Source organism: Holzapfeliella sp. JNUCC 80 (genome assembly GCF_053667655.1).
Genome location: NZ_CM132205.1, coordinates 994,457 through 1,020,548, shown reverse-complemented (window position 1 = coordinate 1,020,548; position 26,092 = coordinate 994,457). Strand labels below are relative to the sequence as shown.

The following is a 26,092-nucleotide window of genomic DNA, read 5'->3' as shown; positions in this document are numbered from 1 at the left end:
GGGGATGACAATGTTATTTAAGCTTTCACTATCAGGGATGCGAAATCGATTCAAAGATTATCTAGTCTTGTTTTCAGGGTTAATTGTCACGAGTGCCATCTTCTATATGTTCTTGTCATTATCGACTAACCCAGGATTTTTGGATGATAATCCAACTGTAAAAATCGTTAAGCAATTATTTTTAGTTGGGAATGTTTTGCTTGGAATCATAACATTGGTTTATGTTGTTTATGCTAATAGTTTCTTACTTAGCATGCGACAACGGGACTATGGATTATTCATGATGCTAGGTGCTAAAAGTTCAAAAATCGGAAACTTGATTTTTGTGGAAACTTTATTTTTGGGAACATTAGCTGCTTTAGTCGGATCATTTTTAGGGATTTTTGCGACACAGGGTGTCGGTAGTTTGCTGGTTTCCAATTTAGGATTATCAATAAAAGGATTTATTGGATTTCATTTACCAGCAGTATTATGGACAATCCTATTTTTCTTCGTCCTATTTTTACTAGCTGCTTTATTTAATCGCATTAAAATTTCAGCAACTTCAGTTTTAAGTTTGCTAAAGGGGAATGAAAAACCAGTTAAGTACCGTCGTAATGGCTGGTTAACAGCACTTCAAGCCGTTATTGGTGTTGCTGGATTAGCAATTGCATACTACCAAATGCTTAATATTAGGGAAGTTACTAATGTGATGAACGCTTTCTGGATAGCACTAATTGGTGTTATTCTAGGAACATATTTTGTCTTCAAATCATCATTTCCGGTTGCAATTAATTTGCTAAAAAAATGGTCATGGTTTAATAATCGCAAACTGAATAACTTCACGTTGAATCAATTGAAATTTAGAATCACAAGCTATACACGTATTTTGTCTGTTGTTTCAATTCTATTTGCAATGGCGGTTGGTGCAATCACAATTGCTTTAATGATGAGAGATACCGCCTTTGAACAGTCTGCGCAAGAGTATTACGATGTAGAAATTTATCAAGATACGCCAGAAATTAACAAGCAGGTTTCTGAGTTATCAATATCGGAGCAAGTAAACTATCATTACAAGATTGTTGATGGTGCTTTATATGGTGTTGATTCGGAATTGAATAATCAAAAATTTGTTATTAATGAAGTGCAAAACACAAGTATAAGGTCTGGAGAGAAATTGACTTATGCTTTGAAGTCATATAGTGGAGAACAAATTGAGGAATACATTAGGCAAGCAATGATTGCTGCTTATAATTCAGGTCAAAAAGATGATAGTCAGATGTTGAGTACAGGTATAGTAGCAGATACTCAAGAATTGGTAGTCAAAGCTAACTTTGTTCCGCAACAAACATTTGATCAGTTGCCTGTTTCTGCAGGTGAGATTAAGTTCATCAAGACAACTGGTTTGCGTCAAAATCTATTACCATTGCAAAAAATCAGCAATTTGCAAGGTGAAAGACCCAATCCAGTTAATGGATTTGGATTGCAACAAGGAATCGATGTCTATCAAGGTATTAATAGTGTCTTATCCATTTTCCAATTTATCGGTTTATTCTTAGGAATCTCATTCTTAACGATGTTAGCTTCAATTTTGATTTTCAAAATTCTAAGTAGTGCACATCAAGATAAAAATCGCTATGAAATGCTTGATAAAATTGGTGCAAAATCAAGTACTATGACGAAATCAATTGCACGAGAATTAGCAGTACTATTTATTTTGCCAGGCGCAATTGGCATCATGCATATGTTATTTGGGCTTAAATTATTTGAGGATATGGTCTCGAATATTTATAGTCGAGTACCATTCCCATTAGCTATTTTCTTAGTTCTATACTTCCTATATTATTTACTAACACTATTTATTTATCGCTCAATTGTGTTACGAAAAAGAAAATAACAAAAAGCCAACAGTTGTTGGCTTTTTGTTTTGGATTAATAAAAATTTTAGCTTCTTAACCAAATCTTACAAAATTGTAAGATTGATAGCCAAATTGTAAGTTAAATCGATGTAACAGGCTGTTGGTGATTGTTAGCATAGGGATTGTAAATAAATCAGGGGGGTATCATTATGACAGAGAAGGATATTGATTTGAGCACGATTATAAGGCTGGCGTTTAGCAATTTACGTCAAAGCTATAAAAAATACAGCATTTTATTTTTAGGGGTGTTAGTTTTAAGCACGCTAATTTATACGTTTTCAACACTAACCAAAACACTAAGTGCTAACCAAACACTTATTATGACTCAAGATGCGCCCGTTTTTATCGCGGGGGAAGCGGTATTAATTATCATTACCATGATATATATGGGTTATCTTAATCGATTCTTATTAAATCAGGCACAACAAAATAAACAACTAACTGATCAACTAGGTGACAAACAATCTAAGGTAACTGCGGTAACTTTAGTTCAACTATTAACAATCAGTATTTCAATGTCATGTTTAAGTATCATTGTGGGTATGGCTGTTTCGCAATTAGTTGCATTTTTGATAGCAAGTACACAAGGCGTGGCAGTTAAAGGGTTCTTTGGATTCCATGTACTTAGCTTAATTGACATTACGCTGGTTTTTGTGGGATTACCTATTGTAGGGATGATTGTCAATAAGATTCATGTTAGTGGCATTATGCCAAAGATTTATAAGGAAGAAAGTAGAAAATATCGTAATCCTTGGCTAGTAGTTATTCAATTAGGACTAGGTATTATTGGGTTGTTGGCAGCCTATTATGCAAGCCACGATATTTTAGATTATGGAAAGCAACTTTTAGCATTGACTGTAACCACAATGGGGATTACCTTAGGCGTTTATTTTTTCTTTAATGCGTTGTATCCAGTTGTTATTCAATTATTGTTGAAATGGTCTTGGTTCAGAAATCGAAAACTTCATGACATGAGTTTGACCCAGCTTAACCGAAAGCTTATTCATCATGTTAAAGGATTTAGTTTAGCAACCTTATTGTTTGCTGTAGCAGTAGGTGCTGTGGCAGTAGCTAGCTCTGTGAGAAATGTAAGCGCTGAAAGAACGAATGAAGCGGCTTTTTACGACACAGTTATCTATAATCATCAACCAGAGGTCACTAATGCAGTTAAGCAGTTACCTATTCAAGAAAAAACAACCTACCATTACAAAGTTGATGGAAAAAATGTGTACACTCTAAAGTCTGAAGTAGCTGACCAACAGTTCAAACTTAATGATTTAGACTTTAGTGCACCTCTCATCAACAACAATCGCTTAAGATACAAAACAACAAGTTATCAAGGCGACGATGCCAAAAAAGAATTGAAGCATATGATTGCATCATCTTATGAATTGATTCAACCTAATAATGATATTTGGCTGAACACATTTGAATTACCAGAAGATGTAACTTATCACGATGTTGATCAATCAGAATTTGACCAAGTACAAGCAACGTCAAATGAAATCCAACTTATTAAGACTAAAGGTGGCATTGCGCAAAACTGGCCAGCACTAATGGCTATCGAAAAATTACAGCTTGGAGACAAGATGGGTGACGATCGAGTTGGTGGTATGAGAAATAGTCAAGTTGGTGGTCAAGGTATTACTTACTTTAGAAATTTAAGTACTGAATTTTCTATTCTGAAAACTTTTGCAATTGGAATTAGCATCGCACTACTTGTGGCTATTGTTTCAATTCTAGTATTCAAACAATGGCAACAACTAAAACAAGAAAGATTGACCTACCAAGCCATGCAAGCAAAAGGCTTCCAGCAATCAGTTATCAAAAAGACAGTGTTTAAAGAAGTGCTATCACTATTTATCATGCCAATGATTCCTGGATTAATAACAACAGTTATTGGTCTTGAAGTCTTCAAGTATCTAACACTAGATATTTATCATTTGAGTATTCTACCAATTATAATTTGCGTAGTAGTGTACTTGATAATTGCAATCTTAGTAGCTTGCGTTTACCCAAAGAAAGTGTTGAAAATAGCTGATTAGCGTGGTTATGGGGAAATCAGATTTGTTTTAAAGTTAACAAAAATTTAACTTTTGCTCAATTTGCGGTATCATTATAGATGGAGGAGTCTAATGAAAGGACTAAATTATGCAAAGAAAAACATTAAAACAAAAAGTAACATCAAGATTTGATAACCGTGCTTTTGCGACGCCCTATTTTTCAATTAGAAAGTTAGTTTCCATAACATTTGGATTGATGATTCTGATTGGGCTTGCAACTAGTCTGTTAATTGCGGGAAAACAGATAGCTAAGACAACCGAATCAAATCTGGAAAACATTTATTATGATGGCGTGATTTATAGTTCAAGCCCGCAAGTTGATCAACAACTTAAAAATTTGAACTTGAAAGATTCATCTTATTACGCTTACAAAGTTAAAGACGGTAATTTATTTGTTTCTATTGATGAATTGAATAGTTTTCCGCCTAAATTGGCAGATGGTCAAACAATGCCACAACTAGACGTAGGTCAATTGCCCGCTTCAGTTAAAAATTACCTTGAACAATTATTTCATGGTGTTGTGCCATTTGACCAGATTCAAGCTGTAACGGGTTTGCGTTTTGACCAAATTTCAAGTGATGCTGAAGAACTTAGATTACTGAAGTCAGATAATTTTGCACAAGACTTTGACACCTATCAAGTGATTGATAATCTGCAAAAACAGCAATTAAACTTGCCACAAAATAAGATTATTTCATTTGTGAAGAGTCAAAAATACAATCAGGTTATGACGCAACATCGTCAATTAAAATGGTTGAGTTATAGCTTGAGCTTTACATTTATTATCGTATTGGCATTAGTAGTACTTTACCAAATTCTCAGCTATATCTATCAACGTGTTTACCTGGCTAGAAAAAATCACATTAAGACGCCCTCTATTCGACTTGAAATGTTCACAGGATTCTTACTTCCTGTTGCTTTAGGTGCAGGGTTTGCCTTCTTGAACTTTATCGCACTCGGTGGATCATCAGTTGATATACAATTGTTCTTCACCTCAGTCATAACAATATCGGCTTGTTATTTTGCACTACTTGGATTCAGCACTTTTGTTGCTAAAAAATGGGCTTGGATTTAAGTGAAAATACGTTATAATGTTAGGGAGAAAACGTTTTCATAAAGACAGATTAACGTGAATGATGTTGACGTGATAGCGTTTTCACGATAATCTAGTCGTTGTGATTATTTGAAATACCAGTTCTAATGACTAGAACAACATAATGTCGTAATTAAGTGTAAAAGTTTGACGGAGGGAAAGAGCATGACAGAATTATATGGCGCAATCGAAGCCGGAGGCACTAAATTTGCCGTGGCAGTCGGTCACAAAAACGGTGAAGTCCTAAAACGTGGCACAATCAAGACTACAACACCAGAAGAAACAATGGCACAGGTTTTTGATTTCTTTGATCAATATCAAGATGACATCATTTCTTTCGGTATTGGTTCATTCGGTCCAATTGGTGTAAACGAAAAGCTAGACAACTACGGTTATATTACAGATACACCGAAAGTTGCTTGGCAAAACTATAACTTTATTGGCGATATGAAAGCACACTATGATGTGCCAATGCTTTGGACAACTGATGTGAACGTGGCTGCTTATGGTGAACATATTTTAGGTGCTGGCCAAAACTTTGATAATGTATTCTACACAACTATCGGAACAGGTGTTGGTAGTGGTGTGATTACACGCGGTGAAGTTTATAATGGTCGTGCTCATCCTGAAACAGGTCACTTAATGATGAGAAGACATCCAGAAGATAATTTTGAAGGTATTTGTCCATTCCACAGTGACTGTTTAGAAGGACTAGCTTGTGGACCTGCTATTGAAGCACGTTGGGGCGAAAAAGCTTACAACTTAGATGAAAACCATAAAGCTTGGGAATTTGAAGCTTACTACTTAGCACAAGCTGCTTTAGACTTCACATTGACATTCTCACCAGATATTATGATTTTTGGTGGTGGTGTTTCTAAACAAGAGCACTTAATGGATATGATTCGTGATGAGTTCGCTAAAATGATGAACGGTTACATCACATTACCAGACTTAAAAGATTACATTGTTCCTGTTTCACTAGGTGATGATGCTGGTATTATCGGCTCATTACTATTAGCTGAAAAAGTTGCAAGATAAAGCTAAAAGCACATTGACTAGTTGTCAGTGTGCTTTTTTATTATACCCAATTATAGTAGTATAGTAGGTAAAAGACGTGGAGGATAAGGAGGCGACTTTTGATGGGTCAATACGAATCAGAAGCTCAACTTGAGAATCGATTCATTAAACAACTGGAAAATTTAGGTTACCAATATGTCACCATTAAAGATAATGATGATTTGTTGGCACATTTTCGAGCGCTGTTGAATCAACGAAATGAAACAAATTTGAAAGGTGAACCCTTAACGGATTCAGAATTTCAACGCGCTTATACAGCGATTATAGGGGCGAAGTCACATTACAAAATCAGCTATGACTTACGTGGATCAATTAATTCGCCAATTGGCAAAATTAGTATCAATCGAGATAATGGTGACCCGCTATTCTTGAATATTTTTGATGTCAAAAATGCAGCAGCCAATACATATGAAGTGACCAACCAAATTACGATGATGGGCCGTTATGAAAATCGTTATGATGTGACGGTTTTAATTAATGGGATGCCTTTGTTACAAATTGAGTTGAAACGTCGAGGGGTTGAGTTCAGCCAAGCATTCAATCAGATTATTCGTTATCGTAATGAAACCTTTAAGGATAGTTTGTTTAGAATGGTGCAACTTTTTGTGGTTTCAAATGGTGAAGATACCCGCTATTTTGCTAATGGTGATGGGAACTTGAATTCAAAATTTATGTTTCGTTGGACAGATAAACATAATAAGTGGCTCAATGAAATTACGGAATTTACGGAATCATTCTTCCCACCAGAACGTTTGCATTCTATTTTAGCCAAGTACGTGATTTTTGATGAGAGTCATAATCGCATGATGGTGATGAGACCTTACCAAATCTATGCGGTTGAAGGAATCATCAATCAAGTTGAAAACCATCCTGACAAAAACGGTTATATCTGGCATACAACAGGATCAGGGAAAACAATTACGTCATTCAAAGCAAGTCAGTTATTGAAGCAACGTGAAGATGTGGACAAAGTGATTTTCTTGATTGACCGTAATGACTTGGATGTTCAAACATCTAAGAACTTTAACTCTTATTTGGGTGCCAAGAATGGTGATTTAGCCATTGATCGTACGGATGATACGAAAACTTTGGTTAAACAGTTGCAACAAACAGATGAAAAACTGGTTATTACCACGATTCAAAAGATGAATAATGCCGTTTCAAAAGACTACTATAAGAATCTACTAGCACCTTACCGTGACAAAAAAGTGATTTTTATTGAAGATGAGGCACATCGTAGTCAATTCGGTGATATGCGTAAAAACGTGAATAACTGGTTCAAGAATGCGCAACATATTGGGTTTACAGGAACACCAATTTTTAAAGAAAATATCGGAGCAGATGGTCGTACAACACAAGACTTGTATGATCAAGAACTTCACCATTATTTGATTAAAGACGCAATTCGTGACCAAAATGTTCTGGGATTTAATGTGCAATACTTGCAAACCTTCGATGCAAAAGACGTTGAAGATAATGGTCAAGCAGATGCCAATTCTGTGGATAAACAAGAAGTAATGGAACATTCTGACCGTTTAGAGCAAATTGCTAAACATATTATTTTGAATCACCGCCAATACACCAAAAATGGTGAATTCAATGCAATTTTGACTGTGCCGAACACGCGTGTGGCATTGGCTTATTATGATATTTTCAAAAAGTTACAAGCGCAAAATTCAGAAGGCGAAAAACTCAATATTACCAGCGTGTTCACTTGGGCGGCCAATGAACAAGATAATGAAAAGTACCAAAATCAAGATGATGTGACGTCACGTCATGGGCTTGAACATATTGTGGATGATTACAATAAACTTTATGGTGAGAATTTCTCAGTTGATGACTTCAAAGATTACTTCAACGATATCTCGATGAGAATGAAGCAACATCATGTGAAGACACCTGAACAAAATATTGATGTCCTAATTGTTGTTAATATGTTCTTAACAGGGTTTGATTCACCTAAACTATCAACGTTATATGTGGATAAAAAACTAAAATATCATGGGTTAATTCAAGCCTATTCAAGAACGAACAGAATCGACAACTTGAACAAGCCATTTGGTAACATTATTAGCTATCGCAATCTTAAACCTGAAACGGACGATGCCATTCGCTTGTTCTCAGATGGTTCAAGAGAAGCTTTCCTTGCACCAAGTTATGAAGAAATGGCTGAAAACTTCAGACAAGCCATTGAAAAGTTACATGTAATTATTGATGAGCCAAAAGATGTGGACAACTTATACAATTTGGGTGAAGACCACATTAGTGACTTCATCAAAGCCTTCCGTGATGTGTTGCGTATCTACAATAAGATACGTGTTTATGATGAGTTTGCATGGGATGAATTTGCTTTAGAACTCACACCACAGCAATATGAATCTTTCCAAAGTAAATATCGTGAAGCAGTTGAATATTTAGAACGTGAAGCCAAAAATAATAAAAAAGTGTCGATTGTGGATGATTTAGATTTTGAGTTATCGTTAATTCAACAAGATGATATTGATGTGAGCTACATTATGGGACTAATTCAAAACATTGATTTTATGTCGACTGTGGATGATATTATTGACCATAGTGAAAAAATCAAACAGCAAATTGAACAAGCTGCCCAATCTCAACTTCACACCAAAAAAGAATTGTTGATTAAATTCTTAGAAGACGAAGTACCAGAATTTGCACAACAAGCTAATATTGATATGCTGACAGAATTTAACAAATTCGTTCAGGAGCAAAAAGAAAAAAGATTCAACGAAATGTCGCAAGAAGTTGATGTACCAGTTGAAAGCTTGAAGCATCAACTTAATGAATATAACTTCAGAGGCGAATGCGATTCTCGCAGTATTAATGAAGATTTAAAGGGTATACCGTTTAAAGAAAAACGCCAACGAAGAGAACAAATTATGGTTTTCATTAAAGAAATTGGCGATTACTATAAAGCACTAGATTAATAAGGGAGTAAACTTATGACAGAAGAACATCAAAATGTACAATCTCAGCAACAAGCCGAATTACAAAAACACTTGTGGGCTATTGCTAACGACCTGCGTGGAAATATGGATGCGAGTGAATTCAGAAATTATATTCTAGGACTTATTTTCTACCGCTTCTTATCAGACCGTGTTGAAGATGAAGTCACGATGTTACTTGATGGTGAAGATATCACTTATGAACAAGCCTACAATAATCCTGACTATGAAGGATTATCAGAAGATATTGTGCAAGACTTAGGGTTCACAATTAAGCCACGTTACTTGTTCAGCTCATTAATCAAAGACTGTCAAACTGGTGAATTTGATATTGAAAAATTACAAAATGCTATCAATTCAATTCAAAGTTCAACTATTGGTGAAGACTCACAAGAAGACTTCCAAGGATTGTTCGATGACATGGACTTACAATCACCAAGAATTGGGAACAATGTGGCTGAACGTGGTGAATTAATGCGTAAAGTCTTATTGAACTTGAACAATATTTCATTCCGTTCAAGTGAAATTGAAATTGATGTTCTAGGGGATGCTTATGAATACCTAATCGGTCAATTCGCCGCATCTGCTGGTAAAAAAGCTGGGGAATTCTACACTCCGCAACAAGTTTCAAAAATCATTTCAGGTGTGGTAACCGCAGGTAAAGATGAAATTAAATCAATCTATGACCCAACAATGGGTTCAGGATCATTACTGCTAACTGTTGGAGATAGAGCTCGAATTGGTCATTACTATGGTCAAGAATGGAACTCAACAACTTACAACTTGGCTCGTATGAACTTGTTAATGCACGGGATTAACTATAGTAACTTCAGTGTTAAACAAGGGGATACACTTGAAAACGACCGCTTCCCTGATGAAAAATTTGATGCTGTTGTTGCAAACCCACCATACTCAGCTAACTGGAATAATGCCGATAAGTTAACAGATGAACGTTTCCGTAAATATGGTAAAGTCGCACCAAAATCAAAAGCTGACTTAGCTTTTGTGACTCACATGCTTTACCACTTGAATGACAATGGGATAATGGCTGTTGTTCTACCTCACGGGGTGCTATTCCGAGGGGCAGCAGAGGGCGTTATCAGAAAGTACATGATTGAACAAGATAACGTGCTAGATGCGGTTATTGGTCTGCCTGCTAACTTATTCTTTGGAACTTCAATTCCAACAACTATTCTTGTGTTCAAAAAGAACCGTCCACAAACAGACATCTTCTTTATTGATGCTTCAAAAGAATTTGAAAAAGGTAAAAACCAAAATAGCTTGACCCAAGCTCATATTGATAAAATCTTACAAACGTATGAAGCGCGTGAAGATGTGGATAAATATGCCCATGTTGCTTCACTTGATGAAATTAAAGAAAATGACTTTAACTTAAATATCCCACGTTATGTGGATACCTTTGAACCTGAACCTGAAATCGATATCAACCAAGTAAAAGCTGATATTGAAGAAGTGAACCAACAAATCGCCAAAATTGAATCTGAACTTGCTGAAATGGAAGCCCAATTAGTGGAGACTGATGTTGATGAATAAAGAAAAATTAGTGCCACAACTGAGATTTAAGGGTTTTGAAGGTGAGTGGGAGAAGAAGAAATTTAGAGAATTAGCTGATATTAAAAGAGGAGCTTCACCAAGACCTATAAAAGATCCTAAGTGGTTTGATAAAAATTCTGATATTGGTTGGCTTAGAATATCAGATGTTACAAAACAAAATGGGAAAGTTTCCTATATAGAACAAAGGATATCAAATTTAGGGGCAGAAAAGACGAGAGTACTAACAACATCACACTTGATTTTAAGTATTGCAGCTACCATTGGAGAACCAGCAATTAATTATGTAAAAACAGGTGTTCATGATGGTTTCTTGATTTTTTATAACCCTAAATTTGAATTGATGTTTGGATTCCAATGGTTAAGATACTTTAAGTCTTTTTGGCAACAGTATGGTCAACCAGGAAGTCAGGTAAACTTGAATTCTGATATTGTCAATAATCAAGATGTTATTTTACCTTTAAGAGAAGAACAACAAAAAATTGGCTCTTTCTTTGAAAAAATGGATAAGTTGATTGAGTTGTATCGGAATCAACTTAAGTCAAAAAAACTGTATAAAAAAGGATTGTTACAAAAATCTTTTCCTATAGAGAATCAACTATTACCTCGAATAAGGTTTGAAAATTTCAAAAAAAATTGGAAGTATAGTAAAGTTTCAGAACTTGTTATTGAAAGAAATGATAAAGTAGCTGAATCTTCAAATTATCCACTAATGTCATTTGTTCAAAATATAGGAGTTGTTCCTAAATCAGATAGGTACAATAGAGAATTTTTAGTCAAAAGCAATAGTAAGAAGTATAAGAGAACTTTATTTGGCGACTTTATATACAGTTCTAATAATCTAGATACTGGTTCCATAGGCTTTAATAACTACGGTAATGCAGTTATTTCCCCTGTTTATAGTATTTTTTATTCTAATAATCATTTGGATAGTAAGTTTGTCGGTAGACTATTTCTACGTTCTGATTTTATTGCTAAAATGATACGGTATCGTCAAGGTGTTGTATATGGCCAATGGAGAATACACGAAAAAGATTTTTTAAATATAAAAGTTTCTATTCCTACTGACGATGAAAAAATAAAAATTATAGACTTATTTGATAAACTTGATCAAGAAATCAATCTTTATGAACAAAAAATTGAACAGCTCAAACAACTGAAAAAAGGCTATCTGCAAAAGCTATTCTGCTAGTTAGCCATTGCAAAGTCGTTATTATCGTGGAATAATAATAGTAAAGATATTGAGGGATACAGTATGACAAAGAATAGATGGATATTAGGTATCTGTACATTAGTTGGTTTAATTATTGGGATTTTACTCATGAACCAACACAAGAGTGCTGTACTTGTCTTTACGTTAATGGGAATGGCAGTCGGTTATGTGATTGTCTTTTGGATTCCACAACTGAAGAGACACTTTAAGAATAAACGGTGATGGTGTTCGCCATTAAATGCAAAGATTAGTATTGCTGATGACACCTGTTGAAGCTTATTTCAACAGGTGTCTTTTTTATGTTTATAGGGGGAAGTATTATGATTTTACAAGTTTTATTATTTATTTTTGGGGCGATAGGTGGTATCACGCGCTACTTTATCGGACAAGCATGGGTGATGAATGGGTTTCCAATTGCCACGCTAATTACTAACTTAATTGGGGCTTTTTTGTTACCTATTTGGAATGACCGCCAAAAAGAACGTCCATTATTAAAAGAAGTAATTGGTGCTGGGTTCTTCGGAGCATTCACCACTTTTTCAAGCGCCATGCTTGATATCTTGACGCTAATTATCAAAGGGCAGTTCATTGCGTTGATGATTTATGCAACAATCACCGTCTTAGGTGGGTTCTTATGTGCTTACTTAGGCACGCTATTAACAGGTCTATCAACTGAAGAAACAGATGAAGAAGTCATTGAGCAAGAAGAGGAGGATGATCAATAATGTGGTTTTTGATTGGGATTGCAAGTGGTGTTGGGACATTATGTCGTCGTAATTTGACAACTTTTTTGAATGCAAAGCGTTATTTCAAAAATTCTTTTGTGGCAACACTATTGATTAATGTGTCAGGTAGTTTTTTGCTGGGTCTTTTTGCTAAGAATTATGGGTCATGGTGGGCTTATCCACTTCTTGGAACAGGACTAATGGGTGGTTATACAACGTTTTCGACTTTTAACTCCGAACTCGTTAACTTGATTAAGCAAAAGAAACAAGGGCTATTCTTTGTTCATTTAGTTGTAACTTATACACTCGGATTGATTTTTGTCGCACTAGGGTACTGGTTATAACTAAGAAATGCCTTCTGTGGCCACAACACGGGAGGAGTACAAAATGGATTATCAATTATTAACACAAAAAATGCCAAGCCGAATCAAAAAGGCTTGGTTCATATCAGACATATTAGAGGCAATTGCGATTTTGGTTGTGGTAGGATTAGTGACACGTTTCTTTCCTATTCCATATAAAGAGTGGGTGACACCAATTGCAATGATTGCGGTTGCCGTGTTCTTCGTGGCGAGTTTGGCATTGATTCCTTATCGCTATAATTTCCATCGTTATCAGATTGATGGGGATGCTATTTCATTTCAGCGTGGTGTTTTCTTTAGAAAAACAGTTTATGTGCCATTGAACCGTGTGCAACACATCGAAATTCAACAAGGGCCAATCTTGAAAATTTTTGATTTAGAAGAATTAATCATCCATACAGCGGCAACAAAGCACAGTATTTCTGGACTTAATCCAAGTACGGCTGCGGATCTTCGTGAAGAAGTGACAAAACGAGTAAAGGTGGCTGATTTGAATGTATAATCATAAACGATTTCATCCAATGGCGCTAGTGCTCGAATTCTTTAAATCACTAACCACTGTATTTGGGGCCTTGATTGCGGCAATTATTGGTATTTTTAGCGGTCGTTTTTGGTTATTATTCTTCCCGATTGCTTACGTTGTACTGGAGGTAGTCAGTTATTTAACTACTTATTATACCGTTGATAGTCGACAAGTTAAGATTCAAAAAGGACTCATTAATAAATCAACAACGGTGATTCCTTATGACCGTATTCAGACCGTTCGTCAGAGTCAGTGGTTCTTTCTAGCGCCATTTGACCTAACAACAGTTAATATTGAGACTGCAGGTGGTAGTGACAGCAAGTCAGAAGCCGTGTTAAAGGTTGTCCCAATTGCAGTTTTTGATGCAATTGAAAACTACCGCAATCAAAGTGAATCCCAACAAGAAGTGGCAGACAAGGCAAAAGAATCTAGTGAAGTTGTTGATTCTGTAAAAAAACCAACGTTCAGAAGATTACCTGCTTCACATATTTTAATATTTGCGGTAACCAATCTTAATATTTTAGCTTCATCAGCTGTGATTGCGGGATTAGGTAGTCGAATTTTAAATAATGTAGGGAAAAGATTGAACGATGAAGTGACGCAAGTTGTATTTAGTAGTCTGGTTTATATTATTCTTGGTATCTTAGGTATTATCTTTTTAGGATTTGCCTATTCTCTAGTGCGGACATTATTGAATTATTATGATTTTAGAATTGCCAGAACAGGTAATACGCTAGTGATTAAAAGTGGTTTGCTAAAAGAAAAAACACAGCAAATACCCATTCACAAAATTCAAAACGTGCAAGTTAAGAAACATCCTATTCGTCGTTTATTTGGGTTTTCATCCATTCTAGTTTACGTTTATAGTGGGCAAGATAAGCAAAGCAAAGAAGATAACAGTGATAATCATACCTATTTGTTTCCAATTATTAAGACCGATGAGGTTTATCCCTTCTTAGCAACTTATTTACCTGAATGGCAATTGCATTCACCTCAGATTAAGTTACTAACACAAAATCGTTTGTGGTACTTTATTCGCTGGACGTTATTAACGATTGCCATTTTTATTGGACTTGAAGTTATTTTTTGGCAAGTAGTGCCGGTTTGGGTTGTTGCGTTAGTTATTTTATTCTTCTTGTTTGTGTTACTGGGTGATTACCTAGATGCTAATGGTCAAGGTTATGGCTTTAGCCAAAACCGATTCATCTGCGTCCAACGTTATCATTTCTTCACACAAGAAATTAACTTTTTGGATAAGAATAAAGTTCAAAACATTACGCAAAGAACAACGCCACTGCTTTATCATCGTCAAAAAATAGGTCATATTAAATTACCTGTTAAGATGAGTAGTGGATCTGGTGACCAGATTAAATTACGATTTATTCCAGTTAAAGTTATACAAGAGATTAAGCAATTCTATAAACAATAAAAAAGAGCAACAGCCTATTGAGGTTGTTGCTCTTTTTAAATGTTAACAAAATGTAAAGAATAGCTCGTTTTAATTCAATTGCATAAGCATTATCTTGTAGGAAATATAGTTGCTAGTGTAATATTGTTATGAGGCTATAGTTATACAATTAGTTTGAAACCGATATTAATTTGAACGCAGTAAATAAATTTACGCGCTTTCATTTCACATTGAAGCAAAGGAAGTGTGAATAAAGTGTTTTTAAAATATAGAAATAAGATTGGTAACAAGAGTATGCTTTTTTTGAGCATGCTATTTTTTGCCGCTATGATAGGGTACTATGACTTTAAAATAGTTAATGCCGCAACAACCACAATGTATGGATTCTCAGATGTTGATTATGAGAATGAAGTTGGTGGTAGAGAAAGAAGTGCAACAAATAAACGTAGATATCCTTTTTTGCCTTCTAATATTTCAATTTCAACCCCGCGATTAAGAAAGTTGGGCAATGGTCAATTTCAACTAGTGTATCAATACGGGTATCCCATCACAAAAGGTGGGGCGGAAAGGTATCTAGAATATCGAGTTAAGTTTTCTCAAGAATTAGAAGATTTAGTTTCGGGAATTAGTATTACACCCGTTGGAGCAAAGGCTGATCCTAAACCTTCTAAAGATAAACAAAAATATAATTTTGAAAATAGAATTAGACAAGATTCAGATGGACACAAGGTGTTTTCTTCAGGTGTTTATTTGGGTAGTGGTTATAATGGTGGGGATGCAAATATCTACATCACTTTAAAACGTTCATTTATACCACAAGAAGCTTTTATTGCCAGTTACATGGTCTCTAGTACGGAAGTTAGACGGCCAGTTTATCCTTCATTTGAAGCAGTTAGAATTTTACAATATGAAAATTTTGGCCAGCTATATAATGAAGAGTTACTCAAAACTGAAAAAGAAGAAGATATTACACGATTGAAGCGAGCATCTGAATCACTAATCAATAAAATAAATGGCTCTGGCTTGAGCCAAAATTTTAAAGCTACAGCTAACCATCAGATTGAAAGCATTGTTAATGATACTATTGAGCAAGTTAATAGCCAAACAGCGTTTGAAAATAGCACTTTAGAAGTTATCGAGAACTTAGTTGATACAGCCATCTTTAATATGACTAATTTATTTGATAATTTAAGTGAGGTTACGATTACTAGTTTGCCTCATTTAGACTTTGGGGTGCAGTTCATTCGATCACGAGAAAGTATTTATGAAACGATTGATGATCAAGTGATTGAGGGGTTATTAGTTTTGATGAATGCCAGTGCGACTTCAAGTTTGAGTATTAGTTTGTCAATCTCAGAATTCCAATCTGAAAACCATACATTAAAAACAATGTACATGATGGGAGAACAGGCTTATGCGCCTAATACGACTTTTACATTTGTTTCGGAAAGTCAAAAAAGAAGTGGCAAGTTTGCGATTATAAAAAAACCAAGTGAAGGTGTAAAATTAATTGTCTATCCAGATAGTCTTTATGCAAAGTCATACACAGCAACTGCAACGTGGTCAATTACCAATGGTCCTTAAAATAAAAAACTCCTCAAATATTTGAGGAGTTTTTTTAAAAGATACCATTATTATTAACTGATTCAACATCTTCAACATTGTGTTGTAAGATGTCCCAGTGTTCAGCTAGCTTGCCATCTTCTAGGCGATAAATGTCACAAACTTTGTTGATGTGACCGTTGCCCATTGTACATTTGAAGAAAACATAAACTAAGTCGCCATCTCCAGATAATTGAATGATATCAATTTTAGGGTTGAATGTTAGGAATTTTTCGATGAATTTTTTGAATCCATCGCGTCCATCTTCAACTGTAGGGTTGTGTTGAATATAGTCTTCTTTCATATAGTCATTTAACTTTGAAAGATCACCATTTGAAAATACATCATCATAAAATTGTTTAACTAATTCTTTATTGGTCATGTCACAACGACTCCTTTTTTCAATTTAGATTAGTATACACCTGAGGTTAAATTTTATGTAAGTAGAAAATTTTATTTTTTAATAATTTGGTTAAGGATAATGAATAGTCGTTGCTATTAATGAAAAAATTATGGTATCATATTTAGTAAATTTTTTAGGGAAAATATAGTAAGGTTGTGAGTTTATGACAAGTAACAATACGCAAAGTCGCAGGGATGAACAGACTCGTTTGGACCATGTGATAGGGGAAATTAACAAGCGTCAAAAAAAATTAAATCAGTCAATTAAACGTGCGAAAACAGAAGAAAAAAGTCTGAATGAGCATTTTTATGATGATGTAAAAATTAATTATGTCGGTGATTCAACAACGATTGAAACCGCTTTATCCATTCGTCAGCAGCAACAAATGTTGATGGAAAGAAACAATAGTTGGCAACACGCAAGTGGCCGCTTAGATGTGCTTGAAAAATTAGAAAATAATCCTTATTTTGCTCGTGTCGATTTTAAAGAAAAAGGGGAACCAGGACCTGAAACAATTTATATTGGGTTGAGTTCATTTACTAATGATAAAGATGAATTCCTGGTTTATGATTGGCGAGCACCGATTTCATCAATCTACTATGATGGTAAATTAGGGGATGTGACGTATAATTCGCCTGAAGGTAAGCAAGATGTTAATTTATCCTTGAAGCGTCAATTTATTATTAAAGATGGTCAAATTGAAAACATGTTTGATACACAGGAAACAATTGGCGATCAAATGTTGCTTGAAGTCTTGAATGAAAAGTCATCTTCACAAATGAAGACAATTGTCACAACAATCCAACAAGAACAAAATGCCATTATTCGTGATACTGATTCTGATTTATTATTCGTTCAAGGAGCTGCGGGTTCTGGTAAGACAAGTGCGGTATTGCAACGTATTGCGTATCTGCTTTATCGTTATCGTGGTAACTTGACAAGTGATCAAGTCATTATGTTTTCACCTAACCAACTATTCAATGATTACGTGCAGAATGTGTTGCCTGAATTAGGTGAACAAAATATGGTACAGATGACTTATTGGCAATTTGCATCCCGTCGTGTACCTAATTTTAAAGTTCAAAACCTATTCCAACAATTTGAACAAGCACAATCAGATGCAAGTGAAAAAATTACAAACTTAAAATCTAGTTATGCATTCTTCAACTTATTAACACGTTATGGTAATCGTCTAGCTCGTGGTGGTGTTCAATTCCGCAATATTAAATTCCGCGGTGAATCTTTCATTGATAAGGAAAAAATCAAAGAAATTTACTACGGGTTCAATGAAAACTATAAGTTAATGAACCGTATTGAAGCCACAAAAGAAGAATTAATCAAAATCTTAAACCGCCGTGTTTCTTCTGAAATGAAGAAGAAATGGGTTCAAGAAATGATTGAAGGGTTAAGTGAAGAACAACTACGTATGTTTTATCAACAACCTGATCAAGAATTTGAATCAGGTGATGATGAATACAAATTTATCGCCAAACGTATCGTGACTGAAAGTCTTGAATCAGTGGCAAAATATATTAATAATTTCCGTTTTATCAACTTCTCAGCACAATATAACCACTTTATGCAACAAGTACCACGTATCTTTGATTTAGAAGAGCACGAGGTAACAACTGAAGAATGGCAAGCAGAAGTTAAGCAAACACTAGCCAAAATGAAAGCAAAAGAACTGCCAATTGAAGATGTTTCTTGTTACTTATATCTTTATGATTTGTTAACAGGTAAAACTGGCGAACGTTCAATGAAATTTGTGTTTATTGATGAAATTCAAGATTACACACCTTTCCAAATTGCTTATTTGAAATTCAATTTCCCAAATGCTCGTTTTACTATGCTGGGTGATTTGAACCAAACAATTTTGGCAACAGAACCAAACCAACGTTTATTAGCTGATATTTCACACTTATTTGATCCAGAAAAAACAAGTGTGACACAGTTAACTACTTCTTATCGTTCAACCAAGCAAGTGACTGACTTTACACGTGGTATTTTGCGTAATGGTCAAAAAATCACAGCTTTTGAACGTATCGGGCCAAAACCTGTGATGGTTGCCTGTTCAGATGAAGCAGAAATGGTTGATGAATTAGCTGACCAACTAACTGCACAAGCCGATAAAGGGTTAACAACAGCCGTTATTACCAAGTCACTACAAGAAAGCAAAGACGTCTTTAATCAATTGAAACAAAAAGGTGTCAAAAGTACCTTAATTGGTTCTGAAAACCAACGTTTAGTTGAAGGGACGTTAATTGTGCCAGCTTATTTGGCTAAGGGACTTGAGTTTGATAGTGTTGTCATGTACAATGCTTCAGACGTGGTTTATCAAAAAGAAAGTGAACGCCAACTGGTCTATACAATCGCTTCTCGCGCAATGCATACTTTGGCTATTTTATACACCGGTCAAAAAAGCCGATTATTAGAAGATATAGATGAAAGTCTGTATGAAGTTAAAACAAAAGTAAAATAAAAAAAGACATTATAACTTTTAAAGTTATAATGTCTTTTTTATTTTGCCCTTTTTAGTTTAATCAATTATCTTTTTAATGAAGATACCTAGAGCGGTAGCTAGAGAAATAGCCCCCACTCCTAATATCATTAATAGATTGGATAATACATTTGATTCTCCTGTTTGAGGTAGTTTGGGTTTTTCAGAAGGCTGAGTAGGGTTTGAAGGCTCAGAAGGTTGAGTAGGGTTTGAAGGTGTTTGAGTATCCCATCTGTGGGACTCACCACCTGAAATATTTACTGAATCTGCAATAATATTACCATCTACATTCACGTTAGCATTTATAGTAGCATTCGGTGCTAATATACTTCCCATGAATCGACCGCTTGCTACGTTAATTATTTGGTTGCCGTTACCAAAGTTCCAAATAATATGATTAGGCTTGCTATGTGATTCACTATTAGCTATAGAAGAGCCATCATCATATCGAAGACTAGTTTGTGTTGAAATTGAAGCATAGCTGTTAGGTATATTTGTGACATTAATAATAATAGATGAAGCATTCAGCTTGCTAGGAATGCCTTTGATTGTTATTGGTTGAGGAGCTGAAAGGTAGTCGAATGGAATTGAAACAAATATATTATCATCTGATTGTAGTGATTTGGCATCGGATAAATCAATGCTACGATTATTCATATCTGAAAAATTTTTAACAACTCCCACTGTGTCTGATTGGTTACTATATGTTGTTGATTTATTTTTTAAATTACTGAAAGTATTGTCAAAATTAATATATGTCGAAGAGTCATTTTCTTTGAATGTATTCGTTGTATTAAGGTTGTTGACAGTTGTACCGGTAATTTTTAATTGTCCGTTTTCTGTTGAAGTCGGTACATCTTTTCCCAAAATAACATGATTATAAGTATTATTTCTAAAAGCATTACTCATTAGTGGTTGGTTAATATTTTGAATATAATAGATATCTCCTGCGATTTGGTTAAATGATTCACCGCGGGTTCCAAAGTCGTTGGATCTGATTAAATTACGTGTGGCAAAGTTTCCATTTGTATCGGTTGTTAAACTTATATTATTGGCAAAAATATGAAATAATGAAGCAACTCCTAAAGGATTATTAGCCTGGATGTTTTCGATATTTAGTCCTTTTTGTTTTAAAATACTATCATTTTCAATAGTGTTAGGAGCTAATGTTAAGTCCTGATTATTTTGTTGTGATGTTTGTTCAGCTGCATAGGTTAAATGATTAACCTGAGAAGTAGCGATTTGAGTTAAAATTGTAGCTGAAAATGTTGACAATAACACTAGTTTTAACAGTTTTTTTGATTTATGCATGATATATTCCTCCCTATTATTAGTAAGACATAACTCAAAAGTTATGTCTTTTTGGAAAAGATCATATTTTTTTCAAAAAGAGAGAAATTAAATGTCAAAATTAGAAAAAATAAAGAATAATATGATATACTTCACTTGCATAATATAAAAGGACACAACTGTTAAGTTGTGTCCTTTTTCGTTATCTTATAAAATGATTAAAACAGTTAAATTAGACAAGCTGAGAGAGGATGATCTTTTGAAGTATGGTTATGCTAGAGTCAGCACAGATTCGCAAACAGTAAAGAATCAGGTCAGTATGTTGAAAAATGCTGGAGCGGACAAAATTTATCAAGAAAAGTTCACAGGGACTACAATAAACAGACCGCAACTTGATCATTTGATGAACAACATACAAAAAGAAGATATTCTTATAGTGACTAAATTAGATAGATTAGCTAGAAATACAACCGAAGCATTGCGACTAGTGGAAAGCTTATTCAACAGGGGTGTTAAAATAAATGTCTTAAATATGGGAACCATAGATGACACACCTACAGGAAGACTGACGTTTACTATTTTTAGTGTGTTTGCTCAATTTGAACGTGACATGATAGTTTCTCGAACGCAAGAAGGTAAAGCTTATGCAAAAGAGAACAATCCTAATTTCAAAGAAGGTCGACCACAAAAATATACTGATAAACAAATAAGGATAGCTTACCAATTAAGAAAGCAAGGTTTAACGTATAAAGCTATTGAAGAACAGACAGGTATTGGTCTTAAGACACTTCAAAGACGATTTAGTAAACTAGTTTCTTAATAAAATGGGGTGTTTTACAAATTTAAAAACTGAAAGTTTTTTACATGTTATGCAATAGCATTAACTATAAAAATGTTTATTCAAAGTATGAAGTAATAAGATACAAAAAAGATACTGGATAGTTTTCAGCGAATGCTGTAGCTATTCAGTATCATATAATTGCTTTGATGATTTTATCTTTTAATTAAAAAAGTTAGTTAATTGAAGTAACATAAGTATCTTCAATCCATTGGTTATTATTACCTATACGATAATAAGTGTGTCCATAGAATGATTTTTTGGCAAATACTTTCCATGAAGTGTTAGGTTCAACAACATTAGAAGTTAAATTACCATTACTATCACGCAAGGAGATATTATAAGGCGCGTTACCTGCAGTAAGTGTTGTGTTGAGGACTATTTCAGGTATGTTTTTAGGATCTAAGAGGTATTGAGCTTGCATCAATATTGTCTGGTTTGTACCAGCCAATCTAAGATATTTGATATTATCCGCTACTGTAAAATCACCATAGTACTGAACATAAGTATTAGCAGGTTGGTAATTACTTAAAGGTACCACCCTATTATTCTCATCTAAAGTCCAAAGCTTAACTCCATAATCAGTAAAGTAATGAACTAATCCTGATTGTAAAGAGGTTGGATGAGTGTCATCTTGAGGAGTAGGAGTAGGAGTAGGAGTAGGAGTAGGAGTAGGAGTAGGAGTAGGAGTAGATCTTGTAGGAATATTAACTCTAATACTATTAGATCTTAGAGGATGAACAATAAAAGCATCACCGCTTGTTTCTGTCGTAGGTAAGCTATCATTTGGTAAGCTGAACGAACCGTTTTCATTAACTGTAAAAAGATCAGCGAATCCAGGCAATGAAACAGTTGTACCTGGTTTATAATTTCGACCTTCTGAGTTAATTGGTGTTACTAGATAATCATTATTGTTGTTTTTTTCAAAATTGATACTAGCTAAATCAGCACGATAAACAGAGACAATGAAGTCACTAGTAAATCTATTACCAGCAATGTCTTCATAAGAGTAAGTGATAGGATAATCTCCCTCTACATTTTTGTTAACAGATCCGGAAATAGAATTAATATCAAAAGGAACGGGGTTACCATAAGCGTCACGTATTTCAATTAGATTATCATTTGGATTCCAATTATTTCCAGCTTCTACTCTAGAATTCTTACTGGTTATTTTTGCTTTCGTGGGCAAAACATTAACAGTAACTGTTCCCAAAGGCGCTCCAATAGTATTGTTTTGATAGTCATATTCAGCGAAATAGATTGAATGTATACCGGGTATTCTAGTATCAATAGAAGTTAAATTTTCATCATTGTCTATTTCATAATAAGGCGGATTGAATGCTTTAACGATGTTATCGTTTATATTCCAAGTTGCTTTAGGTCCAGCAATTAAGGTTAAATTTTTAAATTCATAATCGGGATCATTTGCTGGGTTGTACTCTGAAATGGTAACAGCGACGTCTTTAGAAGAACGAATACCGTGGCTATTCGTATAACTATAGTTAAAGTTATATTGTCCAGGTTCTTTTGAATTAAAGTTTGTCACGATATTATTATTTCGAGTAATTGTAGGCAAAACTTTGTCGGTAATATCTCCATCATAGGTATCGGTAATTGTTGCTAATTTGGAAAAATCAAAATTACTGTAGGTATCTAATCTAACATTATTACCATAGTTCAATTGAATATTTGGTTTGAATTTACCATTATCTGGGTTGATAATCGTGTCGTAGATTTCTTTGTTTTTAAATAACGGATTGAAATGGTATAAAGCGTTCATAGATAAATGGTAAGTTTTACTTCTGCCATCAGCAGGTAAGTTATCTCTTGTTTTGGCAACAACCGCGATTTGCAAAGCACGTTCTTGAAGTTCACTTGAATTTAGTTCAATGTATCCCTCACGTTTATCATCACTAGTATAAACGACACGCGAGGTGGTATCCCGTGTGACTAGAATAGGTTTTTTACCATCCATTCTATTCCACATGTAAATTTTTGCTAAATCTAGATTATCATCTAATTTAAACCAAACGGCACCATTATCAGTTTTGGCGTTGCCTAAAATATTATAAATAGCGCTTCCACTAATATAAGGTCCTTCGTTTGTAAAAGTTGCATACTTATTAGTGTCGTCACTTGGATCTTGAGTTAAAAGTGAGTTAATTGTACCATCAGCGAAAACTAGATTATCATTTTGATAGCCTGATCCCACAATCCATGTTCCAGAAGGGCCGATATTCGTTGTATTTGTTATAACAGCAGAGTTTGAAAGGGTATAATCTGTATTTTGATGATTTAAAGTAATACTTACGGGATATTCTCTATCTTGATTTTGTGCGGTGACTTTAAATGTGATATACCAATCAATATTTTGAGTGGCTTGTGAAAGATCTAAATCTCTATTGAAGTTCAGAACAGCTTGATTACCATTTTGTACAATGGTTTCATTACCTGTTCCACCTAAAATGGTTGTTGAGTTTGGAACAACAATTACTGGAAGGTTGATGGTGATAGAGTCAGAAGTTTTTAGACTTTCAACTTGGCCTCTGGGGATAGAAATTTTGATATATTTTGTGTCGGTATTATTAGCCAATGTAGCTTGGTTAAAGTTGTTACTGATATTAAATGCAATTGGACTTTTATTTTGTGCAGCCAATATGGTCGGTCGTGAAATTGTTGATGATGCTAATAAAGTAATAAACAGTGAAATTATGATAAATTTATAATTATTATTTGAAAGTATTTTTTTCATGTCATATCTCCTAATTCTAAATACATTAATAGTAATGTATTTTCTTACATATCTAGTAAACAGTGAATTTAGGAAATCGACAAATTATTACTCTCCATTTTAGAAAAAATTAATAACTAAAAAAATAATTAAAAAATCTGTCATAACAAGTGCTATGACAGATTTTTAATATTTTTAAAATTCAGCATTACCTGGTGTTCTTGGGAATGGGATAACATCACGAATGTTTTCCATACCTGTGACGTACATTAGAAGACGTTCGAAACCAACACCGAATCCTGAGTGCATAGTTTCACCGTATTTTCTAAGTTCTAGGTACCATTCATATTCTTCTGAATCTAGACCAAACTCTTTGATTTTTTCTTCAAGAACGTCATAACGTTCTTCACGTTGACTACCACCGATTAGTTCACCAATACCAGGAACTAACATATCAACAGCAGCAACAGTTTTGCCATCTTCATTAGCGCGCATGTAGAAGGCTTTTAGGTCTTTTGGATAGTCAGTTACAAACACTGGACGGTTAAAGACTTTTTCTGATAAGTAACGTTCATGTTCTGTTTGAAGATCAATTCCCCAGCTTACTGGGTATTTGAAGTCAGCATCTGCTTGTTGAAGAAGGTCGATTGCAGCGGTGTAAGTAACACGAGCAAAAGGTTCTTCACTTGTTGTTTTTAGACGTTCAAGTAAAGTTTCATCAATGTTTTCGTTCAAGAATTCAAGTTCTTCTTTGGCATGGTCAAGTAAGTAGTTCACAACGTATTTCAACATTGCTTCAGCAACTTCGATATTAGCATCTAAGTCAGCAAATGCCATTTCGGGTTCAACCATCCAGAATTCTGAAGCATGACGAGCAGTATGTGAGTTTTCAGCACGGAAAGCGGGACCAAATGTGTAAATGTTTTGGAAAGCCAGTGCAAAAGCTTCACCGTTTAATTGACCACTAACAGTCAAGTTAGCCGGTTTTTTGAAGAAGTCTTCACTATCATCTACTTTTCCTTGATCATCTTTAGGTAAGTTGTTCATATTAAGTGTTGTCACTCTGAACATTTCACCAGCACCTTCAGTATCATTACTTGTGATGATTGGTGTGTTAACATAAACAAAGTTGTGTTCTTGGAAGAATTGGTGGATAGCAAATGAAGCTAGTGAACGAATTTTAAACACTGAGTAGAAAGTATTTGTACGGGGACGCAAGTGAGCAATTGAACGTAAGTATTCAAAAGAGTGGCTTTTCTTTTGAAGTGGGTAATCACTATCTGATTGTCCTTCAACAGTTACTGAAGTGGCTTTCACTTCAAAGGGTTGTTTAGCATCAGGTGTATCCACAACATGACCAGTTACTTTAACAGTTGTGTTAATTGGCATTTTTGTGATTTCGTCATAGTTTTCCAAGTTTTTTAGGGCAATAACTTGCACATTTTTCAAAAATGACCCATCATTAAGTTCTAAGAAACTAATTTTTTTAGATGAACGAAGTGTTTTTAACCAACCTGTTAGGCTGATTTCAACTTCTTGATCGTGTGTTTGACTTTGGTATAAAGATTTTACTGAAACGATTTCCATTGGATAACCTCCATTAAGTTATGAATATTAAGAGCTAAAAAGGCAAAAGAAAAAGCCTTCCATCCATCAAAGGGACGAAAGACTTCGCGGTACCACCCAAATTGTTACAAATAACCACTCTAAGAGTACAAAAATACTCCCTAATGATAACGTATTAGTCACGTCTAGTCCTACTACAATCAAGTGATTAGTTCAGCTAGAAACAAAGAAAGTGTTATTCGTGTTTAAAGAGCCTAGGTTGAGC

Annotated in this window: 19 protein-coding genes and 1 riboswitch; of the genes, 15 read left to right on the top strand and 4 right to left on the bottom strand. The window is 34.6% G+C overall.

From position 1 onward, the window contains the following. The first annotated feature begins 10 nt into the window (after positions 1-10). From JNUCC80_RS05065 to JNUCC80_RS05005, 13 genes are all read left to right on the top strand, one after another. Complete coding sequence (locus JNUCC80_RS05065; RefSeq protein WP_454152793.1) at positions 11-1,876, top strand: FtsX-like permease family protein; 1,866 nt, start codon at positions 11-13, stop codon at positions 1,874-1,876. Positions 1,877-2,047: 171 nt separating this feature from the next. After that, positions 2,048-3,943, top strand: coding sequence for a hypothetical protein (locus JNUCC80_RS05060; RefSeq protein WP_454152792.1), 1,896 nt, complete (start codon positions 2,048-2,050; stop codon positions 3,941-3,943). Positions 3,944-4,049: 106 nt separating this feature from the next. Further along, on the top strand, positions 4,050-5,036 hold the full coding sequence (locus JNUCC80_RS05055) for a hypothetical protein (RefSeq protein ID WP_454152791.1): 987 nt from the start codon (positions 4,050-4,052) through the stop codon (positions 5,034-5,036). Positions 5,037-5,219: 183 nt separating this feature from the next. Beyond that, entirely contained in the window at positions 5,220-6,092 is an 873-nt protein-coding gene (locus JNUCC80_RS05050; RefSeq protein ID WP_454143972.1) for an ROK family protein, read from the top strand. 101 nt (positions 6,093-6,193) lie between these two features. Beyond that, complete coding sequence (locus JNUCC80_RS05045; protein WP_454152790.1) at positions 6,194-9,079, top strand: type I restriction endonuclease subunit R; 2,886 nt, start codon at positions 6,194-6,196, stop codon at positions 9,077-9,079. A 15-nt stretch (positions 9,080-9,094) separates the two neighbouring features. Continuing rightward, positions 9,095-10,651 carry a type I restriction-modification system subunit M gene (locus tag JNUCC80_RS05040; RefSeq protein ID WP_454152789.1) on the top strand — a complete coding sequence of 519 codons (1,557 nt, stop codon included), beginning with the start codon at positions 9,095-9,097 and terminating at the stop codon, positions 10,649-10,651. Beyond that, complete coding sequence (locus JNUCC80_RS05035; protein WP_454152788.1) at positions 10,644-11,861, top strand: restriction endonuclease subunit S; 1,218 nt, start codon at positions 10,644-10,646, stop codon at positions 11,859-11,861. The genes JNUCC80_RS05040 and JNUCC80_RS05035 overlap by 8 nt, the downstream gene beginning before the upstream one ends. Positions 11,862-11,924: 63 nt before the next feature. Further along, positions 11,925-12,104 carry a hypothetical protein gene (locus JNUCC80_RS05030; RefSeq protein ID WP_454152787.1) on the top strand — a complete coding sequence of 60 codons (180 nt, stop codon included), beginning with the start codon at positions 11,925-11,927 and terminating at the stop codon, positions 12,102-12,104. Next, a riboswitch (Fluoride riboswitch) is annotated at positions 12,091-12,158 on the top strand. Its footprint overlaps the gene before it by 14 nt. A gap of 44 nt (positions 12,159-12,202) precedes the next feature. Then, positions 12,203-12,607 (top strand): fluoride efflux transporter FluC, encoded by a 405-nt coding sequence (locus JNUCC80_RS05025; RefSeq protein ID WP_454152786.1) that lies wholly within the window; start codon positions 12,203-12,205, stop codon positions 12,605-12,607. Next, entirely contained in the window at positions 12,607-12,951 is a 345-nt protein-coding gene (locus JNUCC80_RS05020) for a fluoride efflux transporter FluC (protein ID WP_454152785.1), read from the top strand. The genes JNUCC80_RS05025 and JNUCC80_RS05020 overlap by 1 nt, the downstream gene beginning before the upstream one ends. A 43-nt stretch (positions 12,952-12,994) precedes the next feature. Beyond that, complete coding sequence (locus JNUCC80_RS05015; RefSeq protein ID WP_454152784.1) at positions 12,995-13,471, top strand: PH domain-containing protein; 477 nt, start codon at positions 12,995-12,997, stop codon at positions 13,469-13,471. Continuing rightward, entirely contained in the window at positions 13,464-14,921 is a 1,458-nt protein-coding gene (locus JNUCC80_RS05010) for a PH domain-containing protein (protein WP_454152783.1), read from the top strand. The genes JNUCC80_RS05015 and JNUCC80_RS05010 overlap by 8 nt, the downstream gene beginning before the upstream one ends. Positions 14,922-15,203: 282 nt before the next feature. Further along, the gene (locus JNUCC80_RS05005) at positions 15,204-16,484 is read left to right on the top strand and encodes a hypothetical protein (RefSeq protein WP_454152782.1); all 1,281 of its coding nucleotides are present in this window, start codon (positions 15,204-15,206) and stop codon (positions 16,482-16,484) included. Positions 16,485-16,518: 34 nt separating this feature from the next. Here the strand turns inward: JNUCC80_RS05005 and JNUCC80_RS05000 are convergent, their stop codons facing one another. After that, positions 16,519-16,884, bottom strand: coding sequence for a nuclear transport factor 2 family protein (locus JNUCC80_RS05000; RefSeq protein WP_454152781.1), 366 nt, complete (start codon positions 16,882-16,884; stop codon positions 16,519-16,521). Positions 16,885-17,068: 184 nt separating this feature from the next. Between JNUCC80_RS05000 and helD the strand changes: the two genes are divergently transcribed. Beyond that, positions 17,069-19,384: an RNA polymerase recycling motor HelD gene (gene helD / locus JNUCC80_RS04995; protein WP_454152780.1), complete on the top strand. Its 2,316-nt coding sequence runs from the start codon at positions 17,069-17,071 to the stop codon at positions 19,382-19,384. A 57-nt stretch (positions 19,385-19,441) separates the two neighbouring features. On the opposite strand, the gene JNUCC80_RS04990 is transcribed toward helD, so the two are convergent. Beyond that, positions 19,442-20,713: a collagen-binding domain-containing protein gene (locus tag JNUCC80_RS04990; protein ID WP_454152779.1), complete on the bottom strand. Its 1,272-nt coding sequence runs from the start codon at positions 20,711-20,713 to the stop codon at positions 19,442-19,444. A 238-nt stretch (positions 20,714-20,951) separates the two neighbouring features. On the opposite strand from JNUCC80_RS04990, the gene JNUCC80_RS04985 reads away from it, so the two are divergent. Beyond that, complete coding sequence (locus tag JNUCC80_RS04985) at positions 20,952-21,512, top strand: recombinase family protein (protein WP_454152778.1); 561 nt, start codon at positions 20,952-20,954, stop codon at positions 21,510-21,512. 193 nt (positions 21,513-21,705) lie between these two features. On the opposite strand, the gene JNUCC80_RS04980 is transcribed toward JNUCC80_RS04985, so the two are convergent. Continuing rightward, on the bottom strand, positions 21,706-24,282 hold the full coding sequence (locus tag JNUCC80_RS04980; protein ID WP_454152776.1) for a bacterial Ig-like domain-containing protein: 2,577 nt from the start codon (positions 24,280-24,282) through the stop codon (positions 21,706-21,708). 174 nt (positions 24,283-24,456) lie between these two features. Further along, positions 24,457-25,848 carry an asparagine--tRNA ligase gene (gene asnS / locus JNUCC80_RS04975; RefSeq protein WP_454152775.1) on the bottom strand — a complete coding sequence of 464 codons (1,392 nt, stop codon included), beginning with the start codon at positions 25,846-25,848 and terminating at the stop codon, positions 24,457-24,459. Positions 25,849-26,092 lie beyond the last annotated feature (244 nt).